A 25,401-nucleotide genomic window follows, 5' to 3' on the forward strand; every position below is an offset into this window, starting at 1 on the left:
GTTTCTTGTATTTTTTCAAACGATCGTACATGTCGTTTCCGCATTTGTAAAAAGTCTGTATCCGTTTTTCACTTTTAAAATATGAATTTCCGAATTTTCTTCGTCGAGGTATGTCCGTAATCGCGATATAGCCGAATAGATCGTACCTTCTTTTGCATATATACCCCGTTTTCGAAGCAGCAGCTGCAGTTCGGGAATGCTTACCGCCCGCGTTTCATTTGTAAACAGTATTTCAAACACGGAAAAGATCGAAGCGGGGAGTTTTTTTCTGTATACGGCAAGAAGCGTTTCATGCCGCGCCGTATTTTTTCCGTCTTTCGAAAGGCCGGATGCTTTCGATATGCGTGCGAGCGGTATGTGCGGTTTTGCACCGTGAGTTTCGATTATTTCGGCAATCGTTTTCAGCGGAGGAATCAGGGAATCGATATCGAGGGAACCGATGTGTCCGTAGTACAGATTGAGCGCCATAATCCAGTGTTTGAGCCGAGAATCTGCATCTTTGGGGAACGGACTGTTATAAAACAGCAGCGGGATGGAACATCCTATTTCATGCATGTATCGGTAGATGTTGAAAATGCTGTGATCGTAAGTGAGATAATCGATAAGGAGCAAATCGGGATAAATTTTTATCTTCAAAATCGATTTGTAAAATTCGTCCAAGTTCGTGTAAGTATTGCACGTATGACCGTTTTCTTCCAACGCTTTTGTAATCTTTTTACATGCCTTTCGGTGCTTCGTGTAAAAGTAAAATGTCATCGCCGCTTTCTCTCCTCAAACCTTCGTACTTCCGTTTACGGAAAATATATCGATCATATTGTAGCATGAAAAATCCGCCTTGACTAATATTTCTTTTTCTAGGATTATTAAGAGCATTATAAAAAACTACGGATTAAAAAGCGGCGCTTGAACGGCGAGACGCATTTTAAGGATGTTATGAAAAAAAACACGATAACCCGCACATATCTTGAATCGTTGTCTTTTTCCGATTTGCTTGCTCTCTCCGACACGTACGGCATAGACGTGCCTGATAATTTAAACAGACGATTTCTCATCGGCGAACTCCTTGATGTTGCAAAGGAAAGCGGGAACGATTCGTCCGATATGATCGTCACTCGGGAAAAGGATGAAGAGCAGTCTTTATCCGAGCGGCTTCCCGAATCCTACAATGTTACGGAAATAGGAGCGGTACTCAGAAATCCGGCGTGGATTTACGTCTATTGGGATATAGGCGAACGCGATGTCCGCAGTTTAAAAAAACACGGAGACTATACCGTTTTTCTCCGCGTCCGCTCTTTTTCCGACCGTGCAGCTTTAAAGAGCGAAGATGCGTATGATGTGCAGATCGGCCAAGGCGATACGTCGGAATACCTTTTGTGTCCCGCAGGCAAAAAAATCATCCGTGTGGAGCTTACCGCTTCGAGTGCGACGGGAACGACCGTGCTCGCTTCTTCCTGTCCGGTTGAAATTCCGCGCTCTTCAAAACTGCTTACTCATATCCGTCCGGGCAAAGACGGCGATATAAGACCGATTTCCGTCCTGTCGGGTATAAAAGAACTTTTACTCGATCATTATGTACATCATCGTGAATCGTTTTTTTAAAAGGCACCTCTGAAAATTCGGTCGGATTTTTAAAGGTGCCGCCGAGTTTTTAATTTTCAAAACCGGAGACTGCGATGGCAAATAAAAAAATTGTTTTATTAATTTCAAATCTTCAGGAATTCATCTATCACACGGGCGCCGAAGAAAAAAAATTTGCAGCCGAGATGAATCGCCTGTATGAATCGATCTCATACGTTTATATACCGCTGCTCAATATGTTCGCATCGCTTGAAAAAGACGGCGTTCCGTTTAAAATTGCGCTCGTGCTTTCGCCGGTGCTGTGTACGCTTTTGAAAGACCCCGTCGTGCAGCGGCAGTACATCGCATGGCTCGATGCGAAAATCGAATTGGGTAAAAGCGAGCTTAAACGCTGTGAAGACGATGCGGCGATGTGCGATGTCATTAAATTTCATCTTGAAAAAGCGCAGGAAGACCGCTTTTGCTTTACGGCGGTGTACGGTCAGGATTTATTGAAAAAGATTGCCGAATACCAAAAAAAAGGTTGTGTCGAACTGCTTGCAACTTGCGGCACGAATATTTTTCTGCCGCACTATGCGGATATGGGCGAAGTGCTCAATGCGCAGATAGAAACGGGTTTGTATGCGCACCGCTCTTTTTTCGGCGAACGCGCGAAGGGATTTTGGCTTCCGGAAGCGGGCTATGTTCCGGGGCTCGAGCGAGTGATGCGCACGTACGGTGTGGATTATACGGTACTCGATGCGCGCTCATTTCTTTTTTCCGACGATATCGTTGAAAAAGGCATATTTGCACCGGTCGTCGGCGGCGGAGAAATTGTCGCCTTTGCACGCGATAACCGTACCGATGAAGAAGTTTTCGGAGAAAGAGGTTATGCTTCTTCTTCCGTCTATTGCGACGTCAATCACGACATTGCGTTTGAACTTTCATCCGAACGGCTCGCGCCGTACTTCCGCGGTGCTTCATCGCGTTATGCGTCGGGCTATCAATATTACAATAAAGGCGCCGAAAAAAAAGGTTCCGACCGCCTCTACGATCCGGTGCGCGCCTCCGAACAAAGTGAAACCGATGCGGCGGCTTTTTTCGACAAAAAGCTCGATGTACTCGTACAGGCCGAAGCTCTTTTGCCGTCCGTGCCTCAGCTTTCACTCGTTTGTACATTTTCAGTCGAACAGTTTTTGCAGCAGTGGCACGAAGGCGTTTCCTGGCTCGAAAACATATACCGCTACGCAAAAGACAAACCCGCTTCGTTTTCGTCTTTCGAAGATATCATCGCCGCGCAGGGGCCTTTGCAAAACCTGCAGCCCTACTGCAGTGCTTCGATCGGTTCGGGGTACGGAGAAACGCTCATCGCAAATAAAAACAGCTGGATGCTGCGTCATGCGCGCAAAGCAAGCGAGCGGATGGTCGATTTGGCCGAACGTTTTCCCGACGATACGGGACTTAAAGCGCGGCTTTTGAATTTGAGCGCAAGAGAACTTTTGCTTGCGCAGTCGTGTACGTGGGCGAATATGATATGGGAAGACACTTTTCCCGAATATGCCGAAGCGCGTTTTACGGAAAGCATAGGCGCGTTTATAAAGGTTTTCGAATCGCTCGGCGCAAATACGGTGAGTACCGAATGGCTTACGTCGTACGAAGCGAAGCATCCCGTGTTTCCGTGGATAAATTATCGGATTTTCAGTAAAAAAAGATGATGCAATGGGGCTGTCGCAAAAGCCGCCTGCTTTTTCGGCAGTTTTCCGTTTTGTTAATTTTGCAGAGATTGTGCGTCGCGGATGCGCTGCTGCAAAGCGATTTGATTTTGTGCGCTTTCGATTCCCTCTGCCGCGGGGGTAAAGCGGGGATCGAGCGCGAGTGCTTTATTCCACACTTCGACGGCTCCCCGGTAATCGCCCTTGGCGAAGAGTGCGAGTCCTTCGCCGTACAATCGTTCCGCTTCGTTTTGCCGCTTTGCCCTCCCGCCGTCTCCGAGCAGTATTTTTGCACCCGCGCTTATGTGATTTGACGGAAAAGGAGTGAATGATGAAAATCGGTCGAAAGTATAGGCCGCTTCGAAACGCACGCGCTTAAAAAGCGTAACGCTTATGCCGCCTCCGGCGCTTTGAAAACGTATATAGGGGGCGTTTTCGTCGGTGGAAAAAGTGCAGCCTGCGAAAATCGCGAAAAAATCGGTGACGGTCAATTCGACGGCGCAGCCGGCAGTTCCGGGCATATAGTTTCCGATGTCCGAAAGATTTACGGGTTGTTTGAATTCCATAGCGGTAAGCAGCCGTTTGAGAGGCCGGTAAGACAGTCCGAGCGAAACGCTTGTCGGAAGCGGGTCGTCCGTTTTAATCTTTTCTCCGAAGCCGGTTATCGCGGCCCCGGCATTGCGGACACATAAAGCCAAACGCAGGTTCGGCTCTCGTGAAGCGAAAAATTTGCCTGCATTGAAGCGCAGCATGACGCCCGCATCCGATGCAAGTGCGAGGGCGGAACGCGAAAGGCTTGCGGAACTTACGATTGATCCCGATGCGTCGGGCATACTGCGCCATGCGGTTTTCAGATTTGCGCCGATCGCGATCCCTTTGAAATAATAACCGGCGAGAATATTGTATGATATGTTGAAGGTTGCCGACGCTTCGGAATAGAGACTATCCGCACTTCGTTCGCCGAAAGCGCCGTATTCGTAAAAGGGGACGTAAAAAAAGCGGAGTTCTCCGCCGAAACCCAAATCGCCGTGCCTTGCGACAGCTGCGGCCGTTTCCATCGCCGCTCCTGCGATCCATATATTGTGAAATAATGCGATTTCGTTTTGTTCGAGCAGCGAGCTTGCCGCGGGATTGTAATCGATACAAAAGCTGTCGTCGGAAAGAGCCGTATATGCGCCGCCGAGCGCTTCAGCCCTTCCGCCCGACGGAACGGTGAGCGAATAAAAAGAAAGTTTTTTTTCGTCCGTATTTGAAAACGCGGAAAAGGCTTTTGCGAATGAGCCGGCTCCCGTAAAATCGAGGGCAAAGGCGCGAATCGAAATACAAAAAACGAACAGTAACGGTATACGGGCGAAAAATGTTTTCTTCATCGGCGTCTCAGTATATCATATTTTCGGCATTTTTTCTCGGCTTCGGGATTGAAAATACCGAAAATATAAGCAGGTATATGCAGACCGGTAGCGTAGGTTTTTTCGCAAAAACATGATAAAATATACTAAAACGGGAGAATGCAATCCGTTAATAATGAAAAAAATATTTTTAGCCGCAGCATACTGTATTCTCATTGCCGCGCCGTTTTTCGCAAAACCGAAAGACGGCAGCCTCTCTCTTACCGAAATCGACCGGCTTATTCGGGAGACGGACTACGATGCGGCGCTTTCCGCTCTTTACGATTTCAATGTATCGCATCCGGAACGCTTCGAAGATATGCAGCGGCGTATCCGAAAAATTATTAAAAAGCTTGATCTCTATACCGCTGCCGCTTCGCAGCTTTTCGACACCGTGGAAACCGAACCCGAAAACGGGGAAAAAATATTGGCGATTATCGCAAAGCTCGAATCTTTGAAAAAAAATCCGACGGAACAGCAGCTTTCGTTTATCCGCGAAGCCCGATCGGCGGCTCAGTTTATGATGTACCGAAGGCAGATGTTTTCGATTTTGCAGGCGAGTGCGGATTCGGCGCACGCCGGCAATTATACGGATGCCGTCGAAAAAGCGGAAAGCGGTTTTTTTATGTACCGCGATGATTTTTTTAATGAATACACCGATGCCCGCGTAACGATTCCGGTACGGAGCGCTTTGTCTTATGTCGATGAGCGGATCGCCGCGTATAAAGCGATCGAAGAAAATCTGCAGAGCGCGGTACGTTCTTTTTCCGATGCCGTCCATTCGGGCGATGCCGAAAAAGCGCATACTTTATTTGCCGCCGTACAATATTCTTTCGGTGAATTTGCGGAATTGCGGAACAGCATCTGCCGGCTCGGTTTCGAACTGTGGGATATGGGACAGGCGATGCAGGCGGAAAACGGGGCGGTAACCGATGCGTCGTTTTTGCCTTTCGTTTCGCGTTTTATTCTCGGCATCAATACGATCGCGGACTCCGGTGTTTTTGGCGCGATGAATTGCGAATGGGATGCGCTTACAAAGCGTATGGAAGATGAAATCCGATGGATGCTTATACACAACATCGATTCTTTCGTTGATAGCTTGGACACCGGCGCGTTTACGGACGAAATCGCTTTTCCCGAGCAAAAAGAACTTTCTGCATTTATGTCGTTTGCGGAACTCGGAAAATCGGTACACGCTTTATATATGCTCAGACTGGGATCGGACGGAATGCCGGAAACATCGCCGTTTTCGAATTTCGGCGTATCTGTCGATTATGCGGCAGCTCTCGCTTCCCGTTTTTCGGTTTTGCTCGACGCGGGTAAAGCGATGACTGCAGAAAGATATAAAGCGCTTTCGCTTCCGGAGCCGGCCGATTACGACCGCGCGGCAACGGACGGAAAAGCGTATACGGACTCTCTTTTTGCTTCCGTCGAATTTATTAAATCCGAAGAGATGAAAATTTCCCGGGATAATTTCGAACTTTCGCCGGAAGCCCGTGCATACCTCGGAGCGCAGCATACGGAAGACGAAGACGATGAAATAATCCCTTTCGATACCGCCGTCGGCGCATATCGTAAATTCTCCGGCGATGCGGCCGACTTCCGCCGCAATACCGAAATTGAAGTGTGGCAGAAAATCGCCGCGTATTATGCTGCGTGCGGTGCGTCGTATGAGGCTGCGCGCTCAACGGATTTTGCCCGTATCGAAGCGCTCGAAGATGGAGGTTTCGACGAAGGCATCGGCGCGACATTGCACTATCCGCTTCAGACGGCGGAAGCGGCAGCCGCTTTTCAAAATGCGCTTGCGGCAAATAAAGATGTCCTCGTTTCGGCGCGGACGCTTTTGGCAGGGGGAGCGTATGCGGATACGTACGCATTGCCGCTGAAGAGGATCTACGATGCGATTGCCAAAATCGATTCGTTTGCACCGAAAGCTCAAACCGTAAAAACCTATGCGGCCGAACAAGTCAATGCCGCACGGCGTGCAAAAGACGAAGCCGATTTGAGGTACGAGCAGGCACGAAAGGCGCTTTCGGCGAACGACTTCGGTGAAGCCGGCAGAAGACTTCAGGAAGCGCGCACGAAATACAACGAATCGCTTTCGTATCAGGAATCGCCCGAACTGCGCAAGCTTTCCGATGAGCGCCTTGCATCTTTAGGCGAACGTATTCAAATGCGGCAAAACGAAAACGTTGTCCGCCGCGTACGCGACATGAAAACGAAAGCGCGGAACGAATATTACAACGGAAATTTCATCGCCGCGGAATCCGTTTTGACGCAGGCAAAAGCGCTGTGGGCAACGACGAATATAGGTGAAGACGAAGAGATAACGTCGCTGCTTGCTTTAATCGGTACGGCGCTTTCACTTCAGGCGGGGCGCGTTCTTTCTCCGTCTGCGCCGCTCTATCCGGAGATGTCGCAGCTTTTAAGTATTGCGCGGCAGTATTTCAACGAAGGGCAGGATTTATTAAAAAAAGGCGATACGGATGAAGGGAGAATGCTGCTTGCTCAAGCGCTGCAAAAAGTTCAGGAGCTCCAGCTTGTCTACCCGCTCAATAGAGCGGCAAGTCTTTTAACGTTGCGGATCAGGCAAGTACTCGATCCTTCGGGTTTTGCATCTTTGTTTGCAGAACGTATCGAAATGGCGAAAGCGAATTACAAAACGCCCGACAAACGGCAATCGGCTTATACGGATTTGCTCGACTTGTATGAAATCAATCCGTCGTATCCGGGACTTGCCTCTCTCATCTACGAAACGGAAATCGATTTGGGGATCCGCCGCCGTCCGCAAGACCGCAAGGCGATCGCTCGTGCGGCATCTCTTACGGAGCATGCGCAGCGCGTTGCCGACAGCGCAGGACGCGACGAAGTGAAATTGCGCGCGGCTCTCTCTCTTGTCAATGAAGCGATTTCTCTCGATCCGAACAACAATGCGGCACTTCTTTTAAAAGATCGCATACAGATTGCGATCGGAGGCAAGACGCTTATCGTGTTGTCGTCCGAAGACGAAGCGAAGTATCAAAAAGCGGTTGCCGCCTTGCAGCGCAATAACATCGTTACCGCGAATGCGCTCGTCGAAGAGCTCTTGCAAAAACCGTCAAATAAAAACTCTTCAAAGATTATCGATCTGCAAAAAAAGATCCGGGCACTGCTGTGATGAACCGAACGATAGCGATAATAAGACGCGCTCCTTTGTCCGCGCTGTGTGCCGTCCTCTTTTGCATTTTCTTTGCGCCTCTTCATGCTCAATCGATGTATTGGGAAGATACCGTACGCATAACGGAGGGCGATGCCCGTTTTCCCCGCGTCGTAACGAGCGGTCAAAAGACATGGGTGTTTTGGGAAGAAATCGATACGAAAAACGAAACGATAGAACTTTCGTGCCGCTATACGGATACTGACGGTACGGTACGGACGAACCGCCGTTTTGCCGGCCCCTTTCCGTATTCGGGGAGGGTACCCGACATCTATTCCGCTGCGGTTTCGAAAAAAGGAACGGCAGTTGTTGCAGTTCTTTCGGGAAAAAGAGCGCTTTCGATTTTCGCATCGTCGGACGGCGGCGCTCGTTTTACCGAAGTGAAGATTCCGCATTATGACGAGCCTTTCGTTGCGCCTCAAATCTATGCGACCGAGCGCGGCACTTTTATGCTTTTTGTATCGCTCGGACAAAACGATTCGTTTGCAATGTATGCGGCGGTATCTCCGGACGGTTTTTCATGGTCGGAGTTTTCTCCTTTTTTGCCTGCCGATTCTCAGGTAAATCCGTTTGTACCCGTACTTCATTCGATGCCGAAAAACGATGTCGTTGTTTTTCAAGCGCAGTATCTCCTTGAAAGCCGCATATCCTATCAGCTTTATGCGACTTTTTCTTCCAATGAGGGAATGACGTGGTCGAAGCCTTTGCTGATCACCGGCGCTTCTTCTCTTGCGCCCGACGATAAGAACAGTTTTTCCGCGTATCACAATCAGCGTCCGTTTTTGTTCACGCGATCGGGCGTTACGTATATCGCATGGGAGAGGACGTATTACGCTTCCGAGAATTCGCATATTTGGGTCGGACAGCTGACAAAAGAGGGAATCGTTAGCGGTACTGCAAAGCAGATCAGCGGAGAGGGGAATGCAAACCGCGCCGTCCTCTTTTCGTTTAATAATACTTTATCCGCCGTTTGGTTCGATACGAGGATCGGCATCGAAACGGTGCGCATGGCACAAAAAAAAGGTCCGCTTTGGGAAGAGATTACTCTTTCTTCGGGGCGGGTTCCGAGCCTTTTTGCATTTCCGGTTATCACCCGATCGAAATCGAACGCCGAACACCTCGCATTCGTGTGGCAGGAAAATCCCCAAAACGGGAAGCCGGGTATTTATCTCCTTGAACCCGATATTTCGGCTGCTCCGCCTTCGATCAAACCCCTTTCGTTCGAAAAAGGAAAACGCTCGAAGGAAGCTCGCGTACGCTTCCGCATCGAATTGCCTTCCGATTCGTCCGGCGTCGCCGGTTATTCGTGGAGTTGGTCGCAAAACGAATCGACCGAACCTCCCGACAGGATCATGAACACTTCGAAAGAGAGGACGGTCGAAGTAAATGCGTCTGCCGAGGGCAAATGGTATTTTAAAGCACGAACGGCGGACTATGCGGGAAACTTTTCGGATTCGGCAGTGTCCGAATATTACCTTGATCTGACGGCACCGGCAAAACCTTCGGTCAAGCTTCCCGAAACGGATAAGGCCGGCTTTATCGATTCGAATTCGTTCGGCATAAGCTGGCAGCCGGATGCGGCCGACAGCGATATCGCCGGCTATACGTGGCATTTGCAGTACATTGCACCGATCGATAATCGTCTTGTTTATACGAAGCGCCGTACGATGCGGGTGAGCGTTGACGAAGCGAAAGCCATGGCCGCTTCGTTTTTAACATCTCATGCTGATGATATTCGGCACGCTGAAAAACCGCCGAAACGCATACTCGGAAAAGAAAGCCGTACTTCGTATGCAAACTGTAAAAACGGACTCTATGCGTTTTCCGTTGCGGCCATCGATGACGTCGGCAATATAGGCGAAGCGTCTACGATACCGCTCCTGCTTAACAAATATGTACCTGTCACCTATATTACGTCGGTCGCTTCGTCGAGCGACATGTTCGGAAATCTCACGATCGATATTATCGGCGGAGGATTTACTTACGACGGAACGGTAAATGAAATATATATCGACAAGGACGGAAAGGCTCCTTACGATTTGACGCTTCGGCGGAGCGAGGGAACGTTCCGAGTAGTATCGGACAATCGCATCGTTGATATACGCACCGGCACCGCGCTCGATGAAGGCGCATATCATATAGGACTCGTGCATTCCGACCGCGGACTTTTTATGAGCGGCGTGCTTTTCCGTGTCGAAAAAAAAGGTACGGTGAAAATGGAAAGGCAATACGCTTTCGGTTCGCCGTGGCAGCCCGTTAAAAAGGTATTGCCGTATCATATTCAAATCGGAACGCTTTTGCTTTGGATCGTCATTGCCCTTGCCGCGGCAGGGTTCGCGTTTGCCCTTTTCGGCTTGACGGAGACGGTACGGGATACGCTTGCCGTCCGTATGGAAATACGCGCGCTTATTGCAGGAGATATTATGCCTCAAAAGAAGAAAAAACGATTTATGCAGCTCAAGTATAAAGGCATCAGTCTCAGACTCAAATTGATGCTGTTTACGACGCTTCTCGTGATCGTTACCGTCGTACTTGTTGCGATGCCCTTCGGCATCAATATGGTACGCACGCAGCAACGTACGCTTGCACGCGGGCTTTCCGAACGAGTCGATATGCTCCTTGAAAGTTTGTCGTCGAGTACGCGCATCTATATGTCGACGCAGAATATCCTTGAAATGAATTATCTGCCCGATCAAATGTCATCGCTCGAAGAAGCTCGGTACGTAACGATTACCGGTTATCCGTCGAACAATGCGAATACCGGTCTCGGATATGTATGGGCGACAAACGATCCCGATATTTTGCAAAAGATTTCGACCTCGGCACTCACTTACGGGGTGTCGGAGATGACTAATGAAACCGTTCGGAAAATTGCCGAGCGGTGCGAAAACCTCAACAATGCCGCCGAAGAAGAGGTGGGAGATATTGCGGATGATATAGCCGAACTCAATGCCGAAGGCATTTCGCTTGCGCTGCGGACCGACGAGCGTTCGGTTGCGCGCCGCGAAGAGATTGCCCGGATCACGACGGAGCTTTCGACAAAGCTGACCGTTTGTCTGAATGAGCTTGCGGCAAAAGGAAGCGGTTCGGTTCCTTCGTACGATTATAACCACTTTGACCGTGTAAATACCGATTATCTTTTTTATCGGCCGGTGTTGTACCGTTACGGTACTTCGCAGGAATACGTGCGGGGCATCGTCTTTATGCGTGTGTCTACGGAAAATATCGTTGCCGCGGTATACAATGCGCGTACAAGAGTATTTTTTACAGCTTTTATCATCGGCGCCGTTGCCATTCTCATCGGTGCGGTCGGATCGTTTATACTTGCATCGATTATCGTAGCTCCTATTCGTGAACTTGCGCGCCACGTGCAGATCATCGGTGAAACGGCGGACAAGATGAAGCTTGCGGGGCACGATATAAAAATCAAAGGACGCGATGAACTCGGGCAGCTCGGAGAGAGCGTCAACGAAATGACGCACGGACTTGTTCGGGCTGCAAAAGACGAACGGCTGCTTATGGACGGCAGGGTTGTTCAACAGACTTTCCTCCCGCTCGTGACGGGCGAAGACGGTACAAAAGGAACGTTCGCAAAACTCGATGAAGCCAATCTCGGATGTTTCGGTTATTACGAAGGTGCGACGGGGGTTTCGGGTGACTATTTCGATTATAAAAAACTCGACGACCGCTGGTATGTTTTAATAAAATGCGATGCTTCCGGTCACGGCGTTCCCGCAGCTCTTCTTATGACGGTCGTCGCGACGCTCTTCCGCACGTATTTCGCAAATTGGTCGTACGAAAAAAACGGTACGCGGATCGATACGGTCGTTTCGCAGATAAACGATTTTATCGAATCGCTCGGCATAAAAGGAAAATTCGCGACGATAATCATCTGTCTTTTCGATACCGTTTCGGGCGATGTGTATATGTGCAATGCGGGCGACAATATAGTTCACATGTACGACAATATGGCACAAAAGGAAACCGAGTTGACGCTGCTTGAAACGCCGGCGGCCGGTCCGCTCCCGTCATCTCTCGTTAATATGAAAGGCGGATTCAAAGTCGAAAAAACTCACCTGCAAAAAGGCGATGTGCTTTTTCTCTATACCGACGGTATTGAAGAGGCGACGCGGATATTCCGCTCTCCTTCGTTTGGCGTTATGCAATGTGCCGAAAAAGGTTTACGTCCGGGAGACGTTCACGGCAATCATAAAGTCGGTGAAGATTCGGAACAATTTGAGCACCGCCGTGTCGATGAAATCATCGAAGCGGTATTTTCGCGAAGCGTTTATACGCTCGAAAAATTTCACAATCCGATTCCCGACGAAGAACTCGTTTTCGATTTTTCGACATGCAAAGGTACGATCGAAGAAGCCGTCATCGCACTCGTATCGGTTGAAAAAGTGTTCCGCATGTATAAGTCGCCCGATGTAACGGCAGCCGATGTCGTGCGCGTTGACAAAAAAATCGATGAGTTTCTTGAAAAACATTTCAATCGATATAATTATTATTGCGGCGTAAAACAGGAAAGTGCAGAAGGATCGAATTATTTCGAATACGTATATCTCCGTGAAGACGAACAGCTGGACGATTTGACCCTGCTCGCCGTCCGCCGACCGTAAAATATTTCGCCGAAAATGTTTTGCAAAATCGGCAAATTGTGTGTATATTATAGGGTGAATAGCGAGTTTTGAAAGTAACAGTTAACGCCATGCTTTCGGCGAGAACGGCTGCAGGATAATTGTTCGTAATCGTATACAATTGCGGCTATCACAGCGGGCGCCCCGCTTATGCTCCGGTTGTGCTTTTAAGCGAGGCTTCCGCAAGCTGAACGCACAAAGTCGCACGCGGGTCTCCCGCTGTTACGCCGCATCGCGCACGTTTGCGGTCGTTTTATCATGCAGCCGGGAAGTTGCCACCGCACACTGTTATTTGTGTTCAAAACTCGCCATTCAGTTGATGCACAAAACGGTTGGAAAAGGGACTGTCTTAAAAACCGATTACTTTTTCGACAGCCCTTCGAGTTTTACAAAACTCGAAATTGAATTTTGATAGGGAAAATGTACAGGAGGTTGTATGGCTATCGGTGATAAAATCAAACGGTATTTTGACAAAGGTGTCGCGGCGTCTAAAACGGCATTCGACAAAGGTATGGAAGCGTCCAAAACCGCGCTCACCAAGGCGGGCAGCGCCGTTCAGGATTTCAGCGACAAAAGCGTCGTGCGTATAGAAAAGCACCAGTTCGAAACGAAAAAAGAAGAACAGCTGCTTGCGCTAGGAAAAAAAGTTTTTGAAAAATTTTCAGGCGATGCGGTAGCTGCCCTTCGCGCCGATGATGCGGATATAGTGCCGATCATTGCGGAAATAAAGCACTGCGATGAAGAGATTGCAAAGCGCGAAGAGGCTCTTGCTCAAAAGCCGAAGCAGGACTGAAGGTTTAAAAGCGCCGCTGAAATGGCGCGGCACTTTTAAGTTCGAGTTTTCTTTCGAAAACTCGCGGATGTACGTATGCGCTTTCGCGCACGAATTGCACGGCTCCTAAATCCGAAGATTTACTCGCCGTGCAATTTTAAGGAAGGTTTAAAAGCGCCGCTGAAATAGCGCGGCACTTTTAACTTCGAGTTTCGGACGAAGCCGAACCATCGCTTATTAACTGTGCGCGCTCGCGCACCAATTCAACAGTCTCCAAAATTGATATTTTGTTCGACTGTTGAATTTTAAGGAACGGGGTTTTGCCCTGTGCTGCCGTTCGACGTGCGCGTCTGCAGGTTAAAAAAAACGGCGGACTTTTATACATGCCCGTCGTTCAATCATTTAATTATTATTAATAAATTTTTTGTCAGCGGCTGCCGGAAGCGATATTCGCGTTGAACGTGTCGGCACTCGTATTGAGAGCTGCGCGGCAGCTTTCGTTTGCAGACGGTATCACGCTTGCAGGAGCGCATCCAGCCATGCCAAATAATCTGTCGCGCTTTGCTCTGCCGCCCGCACTGCGGCTTCGCTGTATCCCGCATTGCTGTCTATCGTATGAAAGGTAAACGGCGGACGGTAGTCCGCGTTGCAGTATTTCGCCGTGAGTTCGAACGGGCGCAGCACTTCGGCAACGCTGCAGCCGACGGCGCCGTCTGTGCGGTAGTCTTCGGCAGGCGCGCCGAGCGAGACGGCAAGCGCGATTTTTCTGCCTGCGAGTGCCTTGCCTTTTGAGCCGTATGCCCAGCCGTGAGTCAGCACTTCGTCGAGCCACTGCTTCAGCAACGGCGGACAATTGAACCAATATACGGGAAACTGCCACACAAGCGCATCGTGAGATTCTATCAATTTTTGTTCGGCGGTCGCGTCAATTTCGCCCCTGTTATAAACGGTGTAGAGTTCATGAACGGTGTAGCGATCGGTGTGCCGCTTGAGCGCAGCCGCCCAGTGTTTATTGACGACGGATTGAGAAAGATTGGGATGGGCGAGAATGATCAAAGTTTTAGGCATGGAGATCTCCCATGGATTTTAGTGTCGGCGATATTTCAGACGATATTTTTTATCATATCTCCTTAAAATAACTATATCATGCCCGTATTGTAAACGCAAGAAGCATATATTTATGCGGTTAAAAAAACGGCGGGCTTTTATACATGCCCGCCGTTCGATCATTTAATAATTATTAATAATTTTTTGTCAGCACTTGATTCAGCGCGATGCCGCCGATTTTCCCGCGGTTTTTCCGAATACCATGCAGTCTACGATCGCATTGCCTCCGAGTCGGTTCGAACCGTGAATGCCTCCGGTAACTTCGCCGCACGCGTATAAGCCGGGAACGACTTTGCCGTCCGCACCGATTACTTCCGCATTCGTGTTGATCTGAATACCGCCCATCGTGTGGTGTACGGTCGGAACTTTTTTGCACGCGTACCACGGACCCGCGTCGAGCGTTTTGTCGTCCGGGCTGTTCGATACAAATCCGAATTCGTCTTTTTCAACTTCTTTTGAAACAACGGAGTTGTACTGCGCAATCGACGCTTTCAGATCGGCTGCGTTCATCTTTGTCTTTTGCGCAAGTTCGTCGAGAGTAGCAGCTTCGATGACGGAACCCTGTGCGACCATATTTGCGATCGTCGCACCGTTGTTGTCGACGAAATCGCGTGAGGGATAGCGCACGGAATTGACGACGATCCAGTACGTGCTGCCGTCTTGTGCGAAAATCGCTTTGCACAAAGTATCGCGCGCAGCGTTTTCGTTTACGAATCGTTTACCCGAAGCATTGACGAAGATTCGGTTTTTACCTGACGTTCGGATATTTTCCATGAGACCGGTTCCCTGAGTTCCGCAGGGGTGGAGCTGGATGTCCGACATACCGACGACGTTTGCACCGGCGCTTTCGGCAAGGGTAATACCGTCGCCTTGCGCGCACAGGAACATATTCGTCGTGCCGATCGAATTGTCAAGCTTTACTTCTTTCCAAACGCCCGTGTTCACTTTTTGGCGGAGCGCGACATTTGCACCGAATCCGCCGGTCGCGATGATGACACCTTTGGAAGCGTTGACCGTGATTTTTCTGCCGCCGTTTTCTCCGATCGCACCTGACACGCGGCCGTCTTTTTTAATAAGCGACGTCGCTTTCGTGTTCATGATGACGGTGATGTTCGGGTGTTTTGCAGCGTATGCTTCGAATACTCTGATATAGCTGTTGCCGGACGGCGTTTTCGGGTAGTGGCTGCGCTGTCCGAGCGAGCCCGTCGCGGCGCCGACTTTGTCTTTGAACTGCACACCGATCGATTCAAGCCATTCGACTACGGGATAAGCGTTGCTCGTCATATAACGGACGAGGGATGCGGTGCCGGTGTTATGGCCGCCGGTCATCGTTGCGTTGTAAAAAGTTTCGACGGAATCGGTGATACCCTGCGGCACTTGGCGTTTGGGGTCTACGGCGTTGAGCGCGCCTTCGGAAACGTTCGTGCTTCCGCCGAGTAAACCGATTTTTTCCATGACGATGACTTTTGCGCCGTTCTGCTCTGCGGCGATGGCAGCTGCAAGTCCCGCGCCGCCGCCGCCGATGACGAGCACGTCCGTATCGTAGGTTTCATCTTTAAGCTGCTTCGCCTTTTTCGGCTTTGTCCATTTTTTTATATCGGCTCCCGACTGCACGAGACAGTCGCGTACTGCAGCGATGAGCGAACGGCTCGAAATGCTTGCACCGGTAACGACGTCGACGGCGAGCGATTGATTTTCGATAATCCGTGCGGCGACCGTTTCAAGCGCTTTTTTTCCGACGCCGATCGTTTCAAGGTTTTTCGAATAATCGATATCGGTAATCTTTCCGCCGCTTATCGTTACGGAGACGGTCATCGGCGCGTTGTGCGCTGAGATCGTTTTCGAATAAGTTTTCGGCTGCGCTTTTTTCGCAGCGCCTGCCGCGCTTACGAGCAGTACGGCCGAACATAAAAATAATGTGATTTTTTTCATGTAAGATCCTCTCATTTATTTTATTTTGCGTCCGCGACGACGGTGTCGCCGGCAAGTTTGCCGAAGACGACCGTATCTACGACCGCGTTGCCGCCCAAGCGGTTTGCACCGTGAATGTCGCCGGTAACTTCACCTGCGGCGTACAAGCCGGGAATCGCTTTACCGTTTGCGTCGAGTACGCGCGCATCTTTGTCGATGGCGACGCCGCCCATCGTGTGGTGGATGCACGCTTTGCGGGGCGTTGCGATCCACGGACCGTGTTCAAGCTTTACCGAATAGAGCGTTCTGCCGAATTCGTCGCGGCCGGATGCGACGCTCGCGTTAAACGTGTCGACCGTCGCTTTAAGAACTGCGGCATCCATACCGAGCTTTGATGCCATTTCGTCGAGCGTGTCGGCCCGGTACATAAAGCCGTTCTTTTCGCAGTATTCGAAGGTAAAGCCGTCGGCGCTCCTCCAAGACGGATCGTTGATGTCTTTGTATTTGTCGCCGTCCGCACATTCGAGAACATAGTAAAACTGTTCGGGCTGGTTGAAAACGGCAAGACAGATATTGTCGCGGCGGCCGCCTTCGTTTGTAAAGCGTTTACCTTCTTTATTCACAAAGATGATTTGATCGGTGCCGTTTGCCGCGCGCAGCGTGTATTTCGAAATTTGACCGTCCTGCAAGTTGCCGAGGTACAAAAGCTGAATTTGTTCCATGTCGGCAAGGGCGGCGCCCGCAGCGGTTGCCATGGTTATGCCATCGCCCTGCGAAGCGGAAAAGCGGTTCGTCGTTCCGACCTTGCTCAAGTCGCTCCATTTGCCGGACGTATTGTACTGCTGTACCATTTTGCTGTTTGCGCCGAAGCCGCCTGTCGAAAGGATAACGCCGTCTTTTGCGGAAATCGTAAATTCGTTTCCGTTTCTGTCCGCGCACACGACGCCGGTAACTCTGCCGTTTTCTTTAACGAGCGACTTTGCCGTCGTTTCGACCATGAGCGAAACGTTGTCCATTTTTTCGATATTGTCGATGTAAGTTGAAAGAAAGCCCGTGCCGAGTTTCATAACGCTCGTATGCGTGCGCTGCCACAAAGAGCCTGCGCCCTGCGCAATCTTGTCGGAAAAGCGCATGCCGAGTCCTTCGATCCACTTTAAGCCGTCGTAGGCGTTGTACGCGAGCGTTTTGACAAGCTCAAGATTTGCCGCTTTGTCGCCTCCGTTCCACGTTTGCAGTGCGTACCATTCTTTCGAATCGAACAAATCTTTGCGTCCGCTTGCTTTATACGCATTCCACTGTGCGCGTACCGCTGCCTGAAGGGCTGCGTGTTCGTCACTTACGGGTTTTTCCGCGAGCGCTTTTTCGATCGTCGGTTTTACCGAATCCGACATCGTAACCTTTTTTTGCAATTCTTCATCGGCCGCATTGTAGATGGCGCCGCACACGAGGGTGTCGCCGCCGACTTCGCCGGTTTTTTCGATGATGATAACCGATTTGCCTTGTTGTCCCGCTGCGATTGCGGCTGCAAGACCCGCACCGCCGCCGCCTACAACGACGACATCCGCGCTCGCGTTTGAAGGAGTTTTAGCGGGTTTTTGCTTTTTGCTCCAATCTGCGGGATTTGCGCCCGCTTGCTTTAAGCAGTCGGATACTGCGGCCGTAATCGCGCGCGAAGTAATCGTGGCTCCGGTTACGACGTCCACATTGACGCTTTGGTTTTCTACAATGCGCTGCGGAATAACGTCTACCGGAGAAAGTCCGCCGGCCGTTACGACGTTTCCGTCTATGTCTTTTAAGCGCGTGCCGATACCGGGCGTTTCCGCATCATTTGTTACTTCGACGCGGGCAATCTTTTTACCTTCGATCGTAACGCTGACTTCAACGTCGCCGTTCATACCGCCGACGGCAGCCGTGTACGTGCCGTTTTTAACGGATTTTCCGCCGCACGAAACGAACAGGAATGCAATTGCAAAAAGCGCACATACCGCCGTTTGCAAAAACCGATTTTTTTTCATATATCCTCCATGAAAATGATATAATGATTTTTATATGATGAAGCTATGCAAAAAAATCTATATGAATACGGTACTTTATGAAAAGCGGATATTACGGTCGAATATAACAAAATATTTAAAACTATTCAATGTAAGCGAATGTAACCTTTTTTGTGCGATCGCTGTTTGAAAGGTGAATGCAAGAGCAAACGTAATCTGATTTGCTTTCTCCTCTCCTTTCTGGAGCCCTGCCGTCGGCAGGGCTCCTTTTTTTATTTCGTTTCGTGTATACTGAAGGCATGCATCGCATTTTATTTATCTGTCACGGAAACATCTGCCGCTCTCCGATGGCGGAATTCGTCATGAAAGATTTGGTACGACGGGCGGGACGAGAGCGCGATTTCGTTATCGATTCGGCGGCGACGAGCAGCGAAGAAATCGGAAACGATATTCACCGCGGCACGAGAAAAAAGCTCGACGATATGGGAGTAGCGCATGAAGCGCGCTCGGCGCGCAGAATCATACGTGCCGATTACGACGCATACGATTTTTTGATCGGCATGGACGACGAAAACCTGTACTATATGCAAAAAACATTCGGCGAAGATACCGCGCATAAAATGAGCAAACTGCTCGAATGGTGCGGCGTGCATCGCGATGTTGCCGACCCGTGGTATACGGGCAACTTCGATGCGACGTGGAACGACGTGCTTGCAGGCTGCCGCGCGATTTTAACAAAGCTTTCGTAAGCGTTCCGTTTTTCCGCTCGGCCGCCGTGCCTGCATCGGGAATGCGCGTAATTGCGTGAGCGTTATTATTCTGCTATAATCGATCCGTTATGGAAAACGAAGTACGTGTTCGCTACGCTCCCTCTCCGACGGGGATGCAGCATATCGGCGGTGTGCGCACCGCGCTGTTCAATTATCTTTTTGCGCGTTCGCAGGGCGGCAAATTTGTTTTGCGGCTAGAAGACACCGACCGCACGCGCTACGACGAAAAATTTGTTAAGAATTTATACGATACGATGGCATGGCTCGGCATCGATTGGGACGAGGGCGGCGACAGAGGCGGTCCTTACGGTCCTTACGTGCAGAGCGAACGTTTCGATCTCTATAAAAAATATGCGGAAGAACTCGTTGCAAAGGGCGAAGCCTATTATTGTTTTTGCGACGAAGAGAGGCTCGCGCGCATCCGAAAAATCCAAACGGAAAATAAAATGGCGCCGGGCTACGACCGCCATTGCCGTATGCTGACCTCTGAAGAAGTGCGGGAAAATATAGCGGCGGGAAAACCGTACGTCATCCGTCTCAAAGTGCCGCTCGAAGGCGAAACGGAATTTCACGATTATCTGCTCGGAAAGATCACGTGGAAAAACGAAGATATCAGCCCGGATCCCGTTTTGCTCAAAAGCGACGGTTTTCCGACCTACCACTTGGCGAATATCGTCGACGATCACTTTATGCATATTTCGCACGTAATGCGCGCGCAGGAGTGGATACCGTCGACGCCGCTGCACGTACAGATGTACCGCGCTTTCGGCTGGAAGCATCCCGAATTCTGTCACTTGCCCATGGTCAACGGTAAAGACGGTCAAAAACTTTCGAAGCGGCACGGCGCGACGAGCGTTGATGAATTCCGTGCGCGCGGTTATCTTCCGGAAGCGATTATCAATTACGTTGCGATGCTCGGCTGTTCGTACGAAGACGGCAGGGATCTGTATTCGCTCGACGAGCTGTGCAGCTTATTTAAAATCGAACATCTGAATAAATCGCCTGCGGTATTCGATTATAAAAAACTCGAATGGTATAACGGGCAGTACATCCGCATGCTTTCGGACGAAGCGCTTTACCGCATGACGCTGCCGTTTATCACGGGGACGGGCGATGCCGCTCTTCCGATCCATTCCGACGGTGAATTGCCTCCTCCGCGCGTGGGGCCTGAATATTCGGGCATCGCGCTCGGAAACGACGGCGAGCCGGTTTGCGTTGACGCTTCCATGCAGATGACAAGCGCCGACGTAAAAGCAGCCCTTATGCGCCTCATGCCGCTTATTAAAGAGCGGCTCCACTATCTGACCGACGCCGCGGAGATGGTGCGCTTTTTGTTTACCGAACCGGCCGTGCCTCCCGTCGAAGAGATCGTTCCGAAAAAACTCGACGCGGCGAAAACGAAAGAGATTCTGCTTCGCGCAAAAAATTTCGTCGATGCGGCTTTCGCTATGAGCCATGAAGAAGCAGAAAATCTTGCGAGGACGGAAGCTGAAGCGATCGGCGTAAAGCTCGGAGATTTTATGATGCCCGTGCGCATGGCGGTGACCGGCAGCAGAATAAGTCCTCCGCTTATCGGCTCGATTCTCATACTCGGAAAAGAGCGGTGTCTTTCGAGGATCGAAAAGACGCTGGAGAAGTTTTAAGGGGGTGATATGCACAAAAAATAAAAATATTTGTGCATGACTTGACAACGTGCACAAAGTGCATGAAAATATAATTAATGACAAAACTTCCGTATAATTTTAATTTTGATGATATTGCCTTATTGAAAGCTCTCAATAAGGCGAATCATACGCTCGGCCGGCTCAACGGCGCAATCAATCTTTTGCCGAATCCGTATATCATTTTCAATGCGATCACTTTAGGAGAAGCAAAGGAATCTTCCGAAATTGAAAATATCGTTACAACCTTTGATGAAATTTTTAAGGAAATGACTTATTCAAAAACGAATCCCGCATCAAAGGAAGTCCTCAATTACAGACAGGCAATGCTTACGGGTTTTGAATTGATTAAGGAAAACGGATTTCTAAGTACAAATCATATAATCCGAATTCATCATATTGTTGAACCGGAAGCGGGCGCTATACGAAAACTTCCGGGGACTGTGATCAAAAATACCAAAACGGGAGAAGTCCTGCACACTCCGCCGCAGAATTACAAAGAAATCTCGGACTATCTTACAAATCTTGAAAAATATATAAATAGGAATGCAATTCAAGATATTGATGCGGTTTTAAAAATGGCCGTCATTCATTTTCAGTTTGAATCGATTCATCCTTTTTATGACGGTAACGGCAGAACGGGACGAATGATAAATATTTTGTATCTTACGTTAGCAAAAAAACTTGATATTCCGATTTTGTATCTGAGTAAATACATAAATCAAAATCGTGCAAAGTATTATGAATGTCTGAATGCGGCTCAAGAGGATTTATCCGAATTAAAAAATTTTCTTTTATTTATGATTCAAGGTGTGTATGAAATGTCGGAGTTTACGCTCAATTTTATTCATTCTTTTATCGAAACGATGAATGATGCTGCGAAGCTCATAAAAGAAAGATGTCCTAAGATGTATTCGCAAAAGCTGCTGGAACATTTGTTTTATGATTTTTATACGAAGAACGAATACCTGTGTGAAAAATTAAATATTTCCCGCAATACTTCGAGTAAGTATCTGCATGAGCTTTCGGAAGCGGGGATTTTGATTGAAGAAAAAATCGGAAAAACAAAATTATATAAAAATGCGTTTTTATATAATTTAATAAAATCATGGTAGAAAAATATAACGACGCTCGATGAGTCCTCGTTCGCGTCTCTCGTATACAGCCGCTTCGTCGTACACGCCGTAATGAGCGTTTACCCCTTGCACGCAAATCGAAGTGCGTTGTAAGCGCCGTCGTATACGCCCGCTTTTGCATTTTGCCGTATGTGTTTGATGTACATTTCGAGCAGGTCGTCCGTTTCTATGAGCGTTGCGAGCGTGCGGTGCAAGTCGGATGTGTTTTCCGTTTCGATCGTGCCATCGCCCATTTCGCTACCGCGGATCGCACCCCACGCTTCATGTTTTCCGACTCGCTGGATAAACAATTTCGGTATGGGGTAAAAAGACAGTTCGCTCGGCTTTGTGATCATGATGTCGCTCGCGTGCATCAGCAAATTCGTTAAATAAACCGCCGCGTAGAATTCGTCGTGTAAAAATACGTGAACCCCGCGCGCGTCGTCCGTTTCGGCTTCTTTGACGAAGCGCTTTGTCGCATTCCAATCGGTGTGTATCGTATATGAAACGCCGCTCTTATCGAGATTCGCTTTGAGTTCTTTCCATCGTCCGGCGTGATCTCCCATATTTACGAAAAACGCCGCTTTGCCGCATTCGATAAATGTCTTGCACGTTTCGATGATATCCGCAAAACGCTGTGCCTGCGCTCCGGCTCCTCCCATCGTGAGCAAAAAGCGGCGGGGCTTTCCTTCTTTCATGCGTTCGATCCGCCGTTTGCAGTCTCTTTCGATTGCCGATACGATTTCGTAATCGACGTAGTGACCGGCTTCGAGCAGCGTGTGCGGTTCGAGACAGTGCGTGATTTTGCGCTCTCCGTCCATCGAAAGAAGCGTACGGTAACCCATGTACGCCGAGGGCGACTGCACGGTGTGTCGGCTTCCTTCGACGAGCCAAAATCCCATCGGGTAATTGTCGGGGATGATGCTGACGACGTTTTTGACGCCGCCCATGATCGCCGCGTGACCGACCCACGGGTGCATCGAAAGGAGCGGTACGTCTTCGGGGATCAATTCCAAAATCGGTTCGAAAAGCTGCGAGAGGATGCGTTCGTTCACGGACGCCGAAAGCGGTCTGTTTTCGACGGATGTCGCTTTTTCCCAAATATGTTTGTTGAACCATTTCCAACGCTGGGAAACGCGCGAAAGCACATCGTACCAATACTGTAAAAAGCGGATCGATTTTTGCGCCGTGCTTCCGTCGAAAGCCGTCAAATCCAAAAGATAGGGCGTATAGCCGAAACGTTTCGCTGCTGATGCCATTGCAATGGCGATGCGCCAGTGTCCGAATCCCATGCGGATCGTGCCGATGATGATCGCGTGTTTCGATTGTATGTCGCGCACTTCTCCTTTGGTTTTGTTTTTGTCGACGATCGTGAGCATGCCGAAATCGTTGTACGCTTCCCCTGCGGCGACGGCTCCGGGTTCGACGGGACTATCGTCCCGAGAAAAAAGGAAACGGCATACGCGGTATTTGAAAAAGGCAAAGCGCACTTCGCGCGGCGCGATCGGATTGCCGAACGCCTGAGTGTAAGAGCCGTGCGGATCCATAACGATATTGTAATGCAATGAATGCCTGCGTGACAAGAATTGCACGCGAACGGAGGGACTTCCGCCGGGGTGCTTCCGATTTTTTATATCGTAGGGTATTTTTCGGAAAAGAGGGTTTCCGGTACGGGGCGTTGCGGGGTGTCCCCGCTTGAGGGGGCAGCGCACAACGAAGTGTGCGCGAGGGGGAGGCTTCCCCCTTCGGATTAAAAATATTTTGTTCTATTACTTGTCAATTTTTACCTTGACAAAACCCGTAATTTCACTATCATATAAATGTATTGAGAATGACAAAATATCGCGTTTTGTCATTTTGATTTTGACGAGGTACCAATGAAAAAATATGCTTTTTTGTTTCCGGGTCAGGGCGCACAGGAACCCGGCATGATGAAAGACGTGTGCGAATCTTTTCCCGAAGCGCGCAAGCTGCTCGATTCGATTTCATCGATTACCGGCAGGGATATGGCAAAGCTTTTGTGGGAAACGGACCAGGCGGAATTGAGCCGCAGCGACAACAGTCAGCTCGCAATTACGTCGGCCTCTCTTATGGTTTCCGAAGTGCTGAAATCGAAGGGTATCGTGCCGTCGGCGGCTATGGGATTCAGCCTCGGCGAATTTCCGGCGCTCGGTATTTCGGGCGTCCTTTCGTTTGAAGATCTTATCCGCGTCGTGCAAAAGCGCGGCGACATCATGCAGCGCGTGTGCGAAGAGATCGCTTCCGCAAATGCGGGCCATGCTCCGGGCATGAGCGCGATCATCGGTTTGCCGCCTGAAAAGGTGCAGGAAATCTGTTCGGGGCTTTCCGACGTGTACGCCACAAATTTAAACAGCGTCAAACAGACGGTTATCAGCGGTACGGCTGACGGTCTTGCCGCTGCCGAAAAAGCGTGTACCGAAGCGGGCGCGCGGCGTGCGATCAGGCTTTCGGTCGCAGGTCCCTTCCATTGTCCGCTCATGCAAAAAGCCGCCGACGAATTTGAAAAGGCGATCGCGGACGTGACGTTCGCTGATCCTAAAATCGATTTGTTCAGCAACGTAACCGGAGAAAAAGTCGTCAAAGGAAGCGATGCGAAAAAAAATGCGGTGCTGCACTTGACGAATCCGGTGCGGTGGACTTTGGAAGAAAAAGTGCTCGCCGACGGTATGGCTGCGGATTCCGCGAATGAATGGCGCGTGCTTGAGCCGGGCGTCGGTAAAGTGCTGAGCGGGCTTTGGCGCGATTTTCCCGCAGGTGAAAAGTGGCCGAGTACTCCCGTCAATTCGGCCGAATCGATCGGCGGGGTCGAGTGATGCTGCTTACAGGTAAAAAGGCGCTCGTCACGGGATCGAGCCGCGGCATCGGCCGAAAGATCGTAGAAACTTTTTTGCGCGAAGGCGCTGAAGTATGGGGGCTCTGCTCGCATCCGTCGGAAGCGAAATCGGAGCTGGAACAGTTCGCCTCATCGCAGGGTACGGTTTTTCACGAAATCTCCGCCGATGCGGGAGATGCCGCCCGCCTTTCGGAAGTCGTTAAAGAAGCGCTTTCGGCTTCCGGCGGATTCGACGTACTCGTCAATAACGCGGGTATCACGAAGGACGGCCTTTCGTTCCGCATGAAAATCGAAGATTGGCAAAAAGTTCTCGACGTCAATCTCACTGCGGTGTTCGTTGTAACGCAGATCGTTTCAAACGATATGATTCACAAAAAATCCGGCTCGATAATCAATATGTCCAGCATCGTCGGTATACACGGAGGAGCGGGACAGGTCAACTACAGCGCGAGCAAAGCGGGTCTCATCGGCTATACGAAAAGCCTTGCAAAAGAAGTGGGTTCCCGCGGCGTACGCGTAAACGCCGTAGCGCCCGGCTATATCGAAACGGACATGACAAAGGCGGTGAATGAAAAAGCGCGCGAAGCGTGGGTCGCTCAGATTCCGCTCAAACGCGCGGGACAAACCGAAGACGTTGCGAATGCGGTGTTGTTTTTGGCAAGCAATCTGTCGGCATACGTTACGGGCCAAGTGCTCGGCGTGGACGGCGGTATGGGCGCATAAG

Annotated in this window: 16 protein-coding genes; 10 read left to right on the forward strand and 6 right to left on the reverse strand. The window is 49.9% G+C overall.

Going from position 1 to position 25,401, the window contains the following annotated elements:
- Window positions 1-15 precede the first annotated feature (15 nt).
- Entirely contained in the window at window positions 16-756 is a 741-nt protein-coding gene (locus H9I35_RS08225; protein WP_187418931.1) for a helix-turn-helix domain-containing protein, read from the reverse strand.
- Between the two features lie 177 nt (window positions 757-933).
- Here H9I35_RS08225 and H9I35_RS08230 point away from each other — a divergent pair, with 177 nt between their 5' ends.
- Both H9I35_RS08230 and H9I35_RS08235 read left to right on the forward strand, forming a co-directional pair.
- The gene (locus H9I35_RS08230) at window positions 934-1,599 is read left to right on the forward strand and encodes a DUF4912 domain-containing protein (RefSeq protein ID WP_187418932.1); all 666 of its coding nucleotides are present in this window, start codon (window positions 934-936) and stop codon (window positions 1,597-1,599) included.
- Between the two features lie 74 nt (window positions 1,600-1,673).
- Window positions 1,674-3,272, forward strand: coding sequence for a 1,4-alpha-glucan branching protein domain-containing protein (locus H9I35_RS08235; protein ID WP_187418933.1), 1,599 nt, complete (start codon window positions 1,674-1,676; stop codon window positions 3,270-3,272).
- Window positions 3,273-3,325: 53 nt separating this feature from the next.
- Here the strand turns inward: H9I35_RS08235 and H9I35_RS08240 are convergent, their stop codons facing one another.
- The gene (locus H9I35_RS08240; RefSeq protein ID WP_187418934.1) at window positions 3,326-4,639 is read right to left on the reverse strand and encodes a UPF0164 family protein; all 1,314 of its coding nucleotides are present in this window, start codon (window positions 4,637-4,639) and stop codon (window positions 3,326-3,328) included.
- Between the two features lie 154 nt (window positions 4,640-4,793).
- On the opposite strand from H9I35_RS08240, the gene H9I35_RS08245 reads away from it, so the two are divergent.
- From H9I35_RS08245 to H9I35_RS08255, 3 genes are all read left to right on the forward strand, one after another.
- The gene (locus tag H9I35_RS08245; protein ID WP_187418935.1) at window positions 4,794-7,814 is read left to right on the forward strand and encodes a hypothetical protein; all 3,021 of its coding nucleotides are present in this window, start codon (window positions 4,794-4,796) and stop codon (window positions 7,812-7,814) included.
- Window positions 7,814-12,475: a SpoIIE family protein phosphatase gene (locus H9I35_RS08250; protein ID WP_187418936.1), complete on the forward strand. Its 4,662-nt coding sequence runs from the start codon at window positions 7,814-7,816 to the stop codon at window positions 12,473-12,475. The genes H9I35_RS08245 and H9I35_RS08250 overlap by 1 nt, the downstream gene beginning before the upstream one ends.
- Window positions 12,476-12,929: 454 nt before the next feature.
- Window positions 12,930-13,286, forward strand: coding sequence for a hypothetical protein (locus H9I35_RS08255; protein ID WP_187418937.1), 357 nt, complete (start codon window positions 12,930-12,932; stop codon window positions 13,284-13,286).
- Between the two features lie 492 nt (window positions 13,287-13,778).
- Here H9I35_RS08255 and H9I35_RS08260 read toward each other — a convergent pair whose 3' ends face one another.
- From H9I35_RS08260 to H9I35_RS08270, 3 genes are all read right to left on the reverse strand, one after another.
- Window positions 13,779-14,333, reverse strand: a complete 555-nt coding sequence (locus H9I35_RS08260) for an NAD(P)H-dependent oxidoreductase (protein ID WP_187418938.1) — start codon at window positions 14,331-14,333, stop codon at window positions 13,779-13,781.
- A gap of 198 nt (window positions 14,334-14,531) precedes the next feature.
- Entirely contained in the window at window positions 14,532-16,304 is a 1,773-nt protein-coding gene (locus tag H9I35_RS08265) for a flavocytochrome c (RefSeq protein ID WP_187418939.1), read from the reverse strand.
- A 20-nt stretch (window positions 16,305-16,324) separates the two neighbouring features.
- On the reverse strand, window positions 16,325-18,298 hold the full coding sequence (locus H9I35_RS08270) for an FAD-dependent oxidoreductase (RefSeq protein WP_187418940.1): 1,974 nt from the start codon (window positions 18,296-18,298) through the stop codon (window positions 16,325-16,327).
- Window positions 18,299-18,576: 278 nt separating this feature from the next.
- On the opposite strand from H9I35_RS08270, the gene H9I35_RS08275 reads away from it, so the two are divergent.
- From H9I35_RS08275 to H9I35_RS08285, 3 genes are all read left to right on the forward strand, one after another.
- Window positions 18,577-19,026, forward strand: coding sequence for a low molecular weight protein-tyrosine-phosphatase (locus tag H9I35_RS08275; protein WP_187418941.1), 450 nt, complete (start codon window positions 18,577-18,579; stop codon window positions 19,024-19,026).
- Between the two features lie 89 nt (window positions 19,027-19,115).
- On the forward strand, window positions 19,116-20,690 hold the full coding sequence (gltX, locus tag H9I35_RS08280; protein WP_187418943.1) for a glutamate--tRNA ligase: 1,575 nt from the start codon (window positions 19,116-19,118) through the stop codon (window positions 20,688-20,690).
- 77 nt (window positions 20,691-20,767) lie between these two features.
- Window positions 20,768-21,823: a Fic family protein gene (locus tag H9I35_RS08285; RefSeq protein ID WP_187418944.1), complete on the forward strand. Its 1,056-nt coding sequence runs from the start codon at window positions 20,768-20,770 to the stop codon at window positions 21,821-21,823.
- 80 nt (window positions 21,824-21,903) lie between these two features.
- On the opposite strand, the gene H9I35_RS08290 is transcribed toward H9I35_RS08285, so the two are convergent.
- On the reverse strand, window positions 21,904-23,370 hold the full coding sequence (locus H9I35_RS08290; protein ID WP_187418945.1) for a DUF6938 domain-containing protein: 1,467 nt from the start codon (window positions 23,368-23,370) through the stop codon (window positions 21,904-21,906).
- Window positions 23,371-23,700: 330 nt separating this feature from the next.
- Between H9I35_RS08290 and H9I35_RS08295 the strand changes: the two genes are divergently transcribed.
- Together H9I35_RS08295 and fabG are read left to right on the forward strand one after the other, a co-directional pair.
- A complete protein-coding gene (locus H9I35_RS08295) occupies window positions 23,701-24,657 on the forward strand; it encodes an ACP S-malonyltransferase (RefSeq protein ID WP_187418946.1) in 957 nt (318 codons plus the stop codon).
- The gene (gene fabG, locus H9I35_RS08300; RefSeq protein WP_187420765.1) at window positions 24,657-25,400 is read left to right on the forward strand and encodes a 3-oxoacyl-[acyl-carrier-protein] reductase; all 744 of its coding nucleotides are present in this window, start codon (window positions 24,657-24,659) and stop codon (window positions 25,398-25,400) included. The genes H9I35_RS08295 and fabG overlap by 1 nt, the downstream gene beginning before the upstream one ends.
- The last annotated feature ends 1 nt before the right edge of the window (window position 25,401 follow it).

This window comes from Treponema sp. Marseille-Q4132, assembly GCF_014334835.1.
GTDB lineage: Bacteria > Spirochaetota > Spirochaetia > Treponematales > Treponemataceae > Treponema_D > Treponema_D paredis.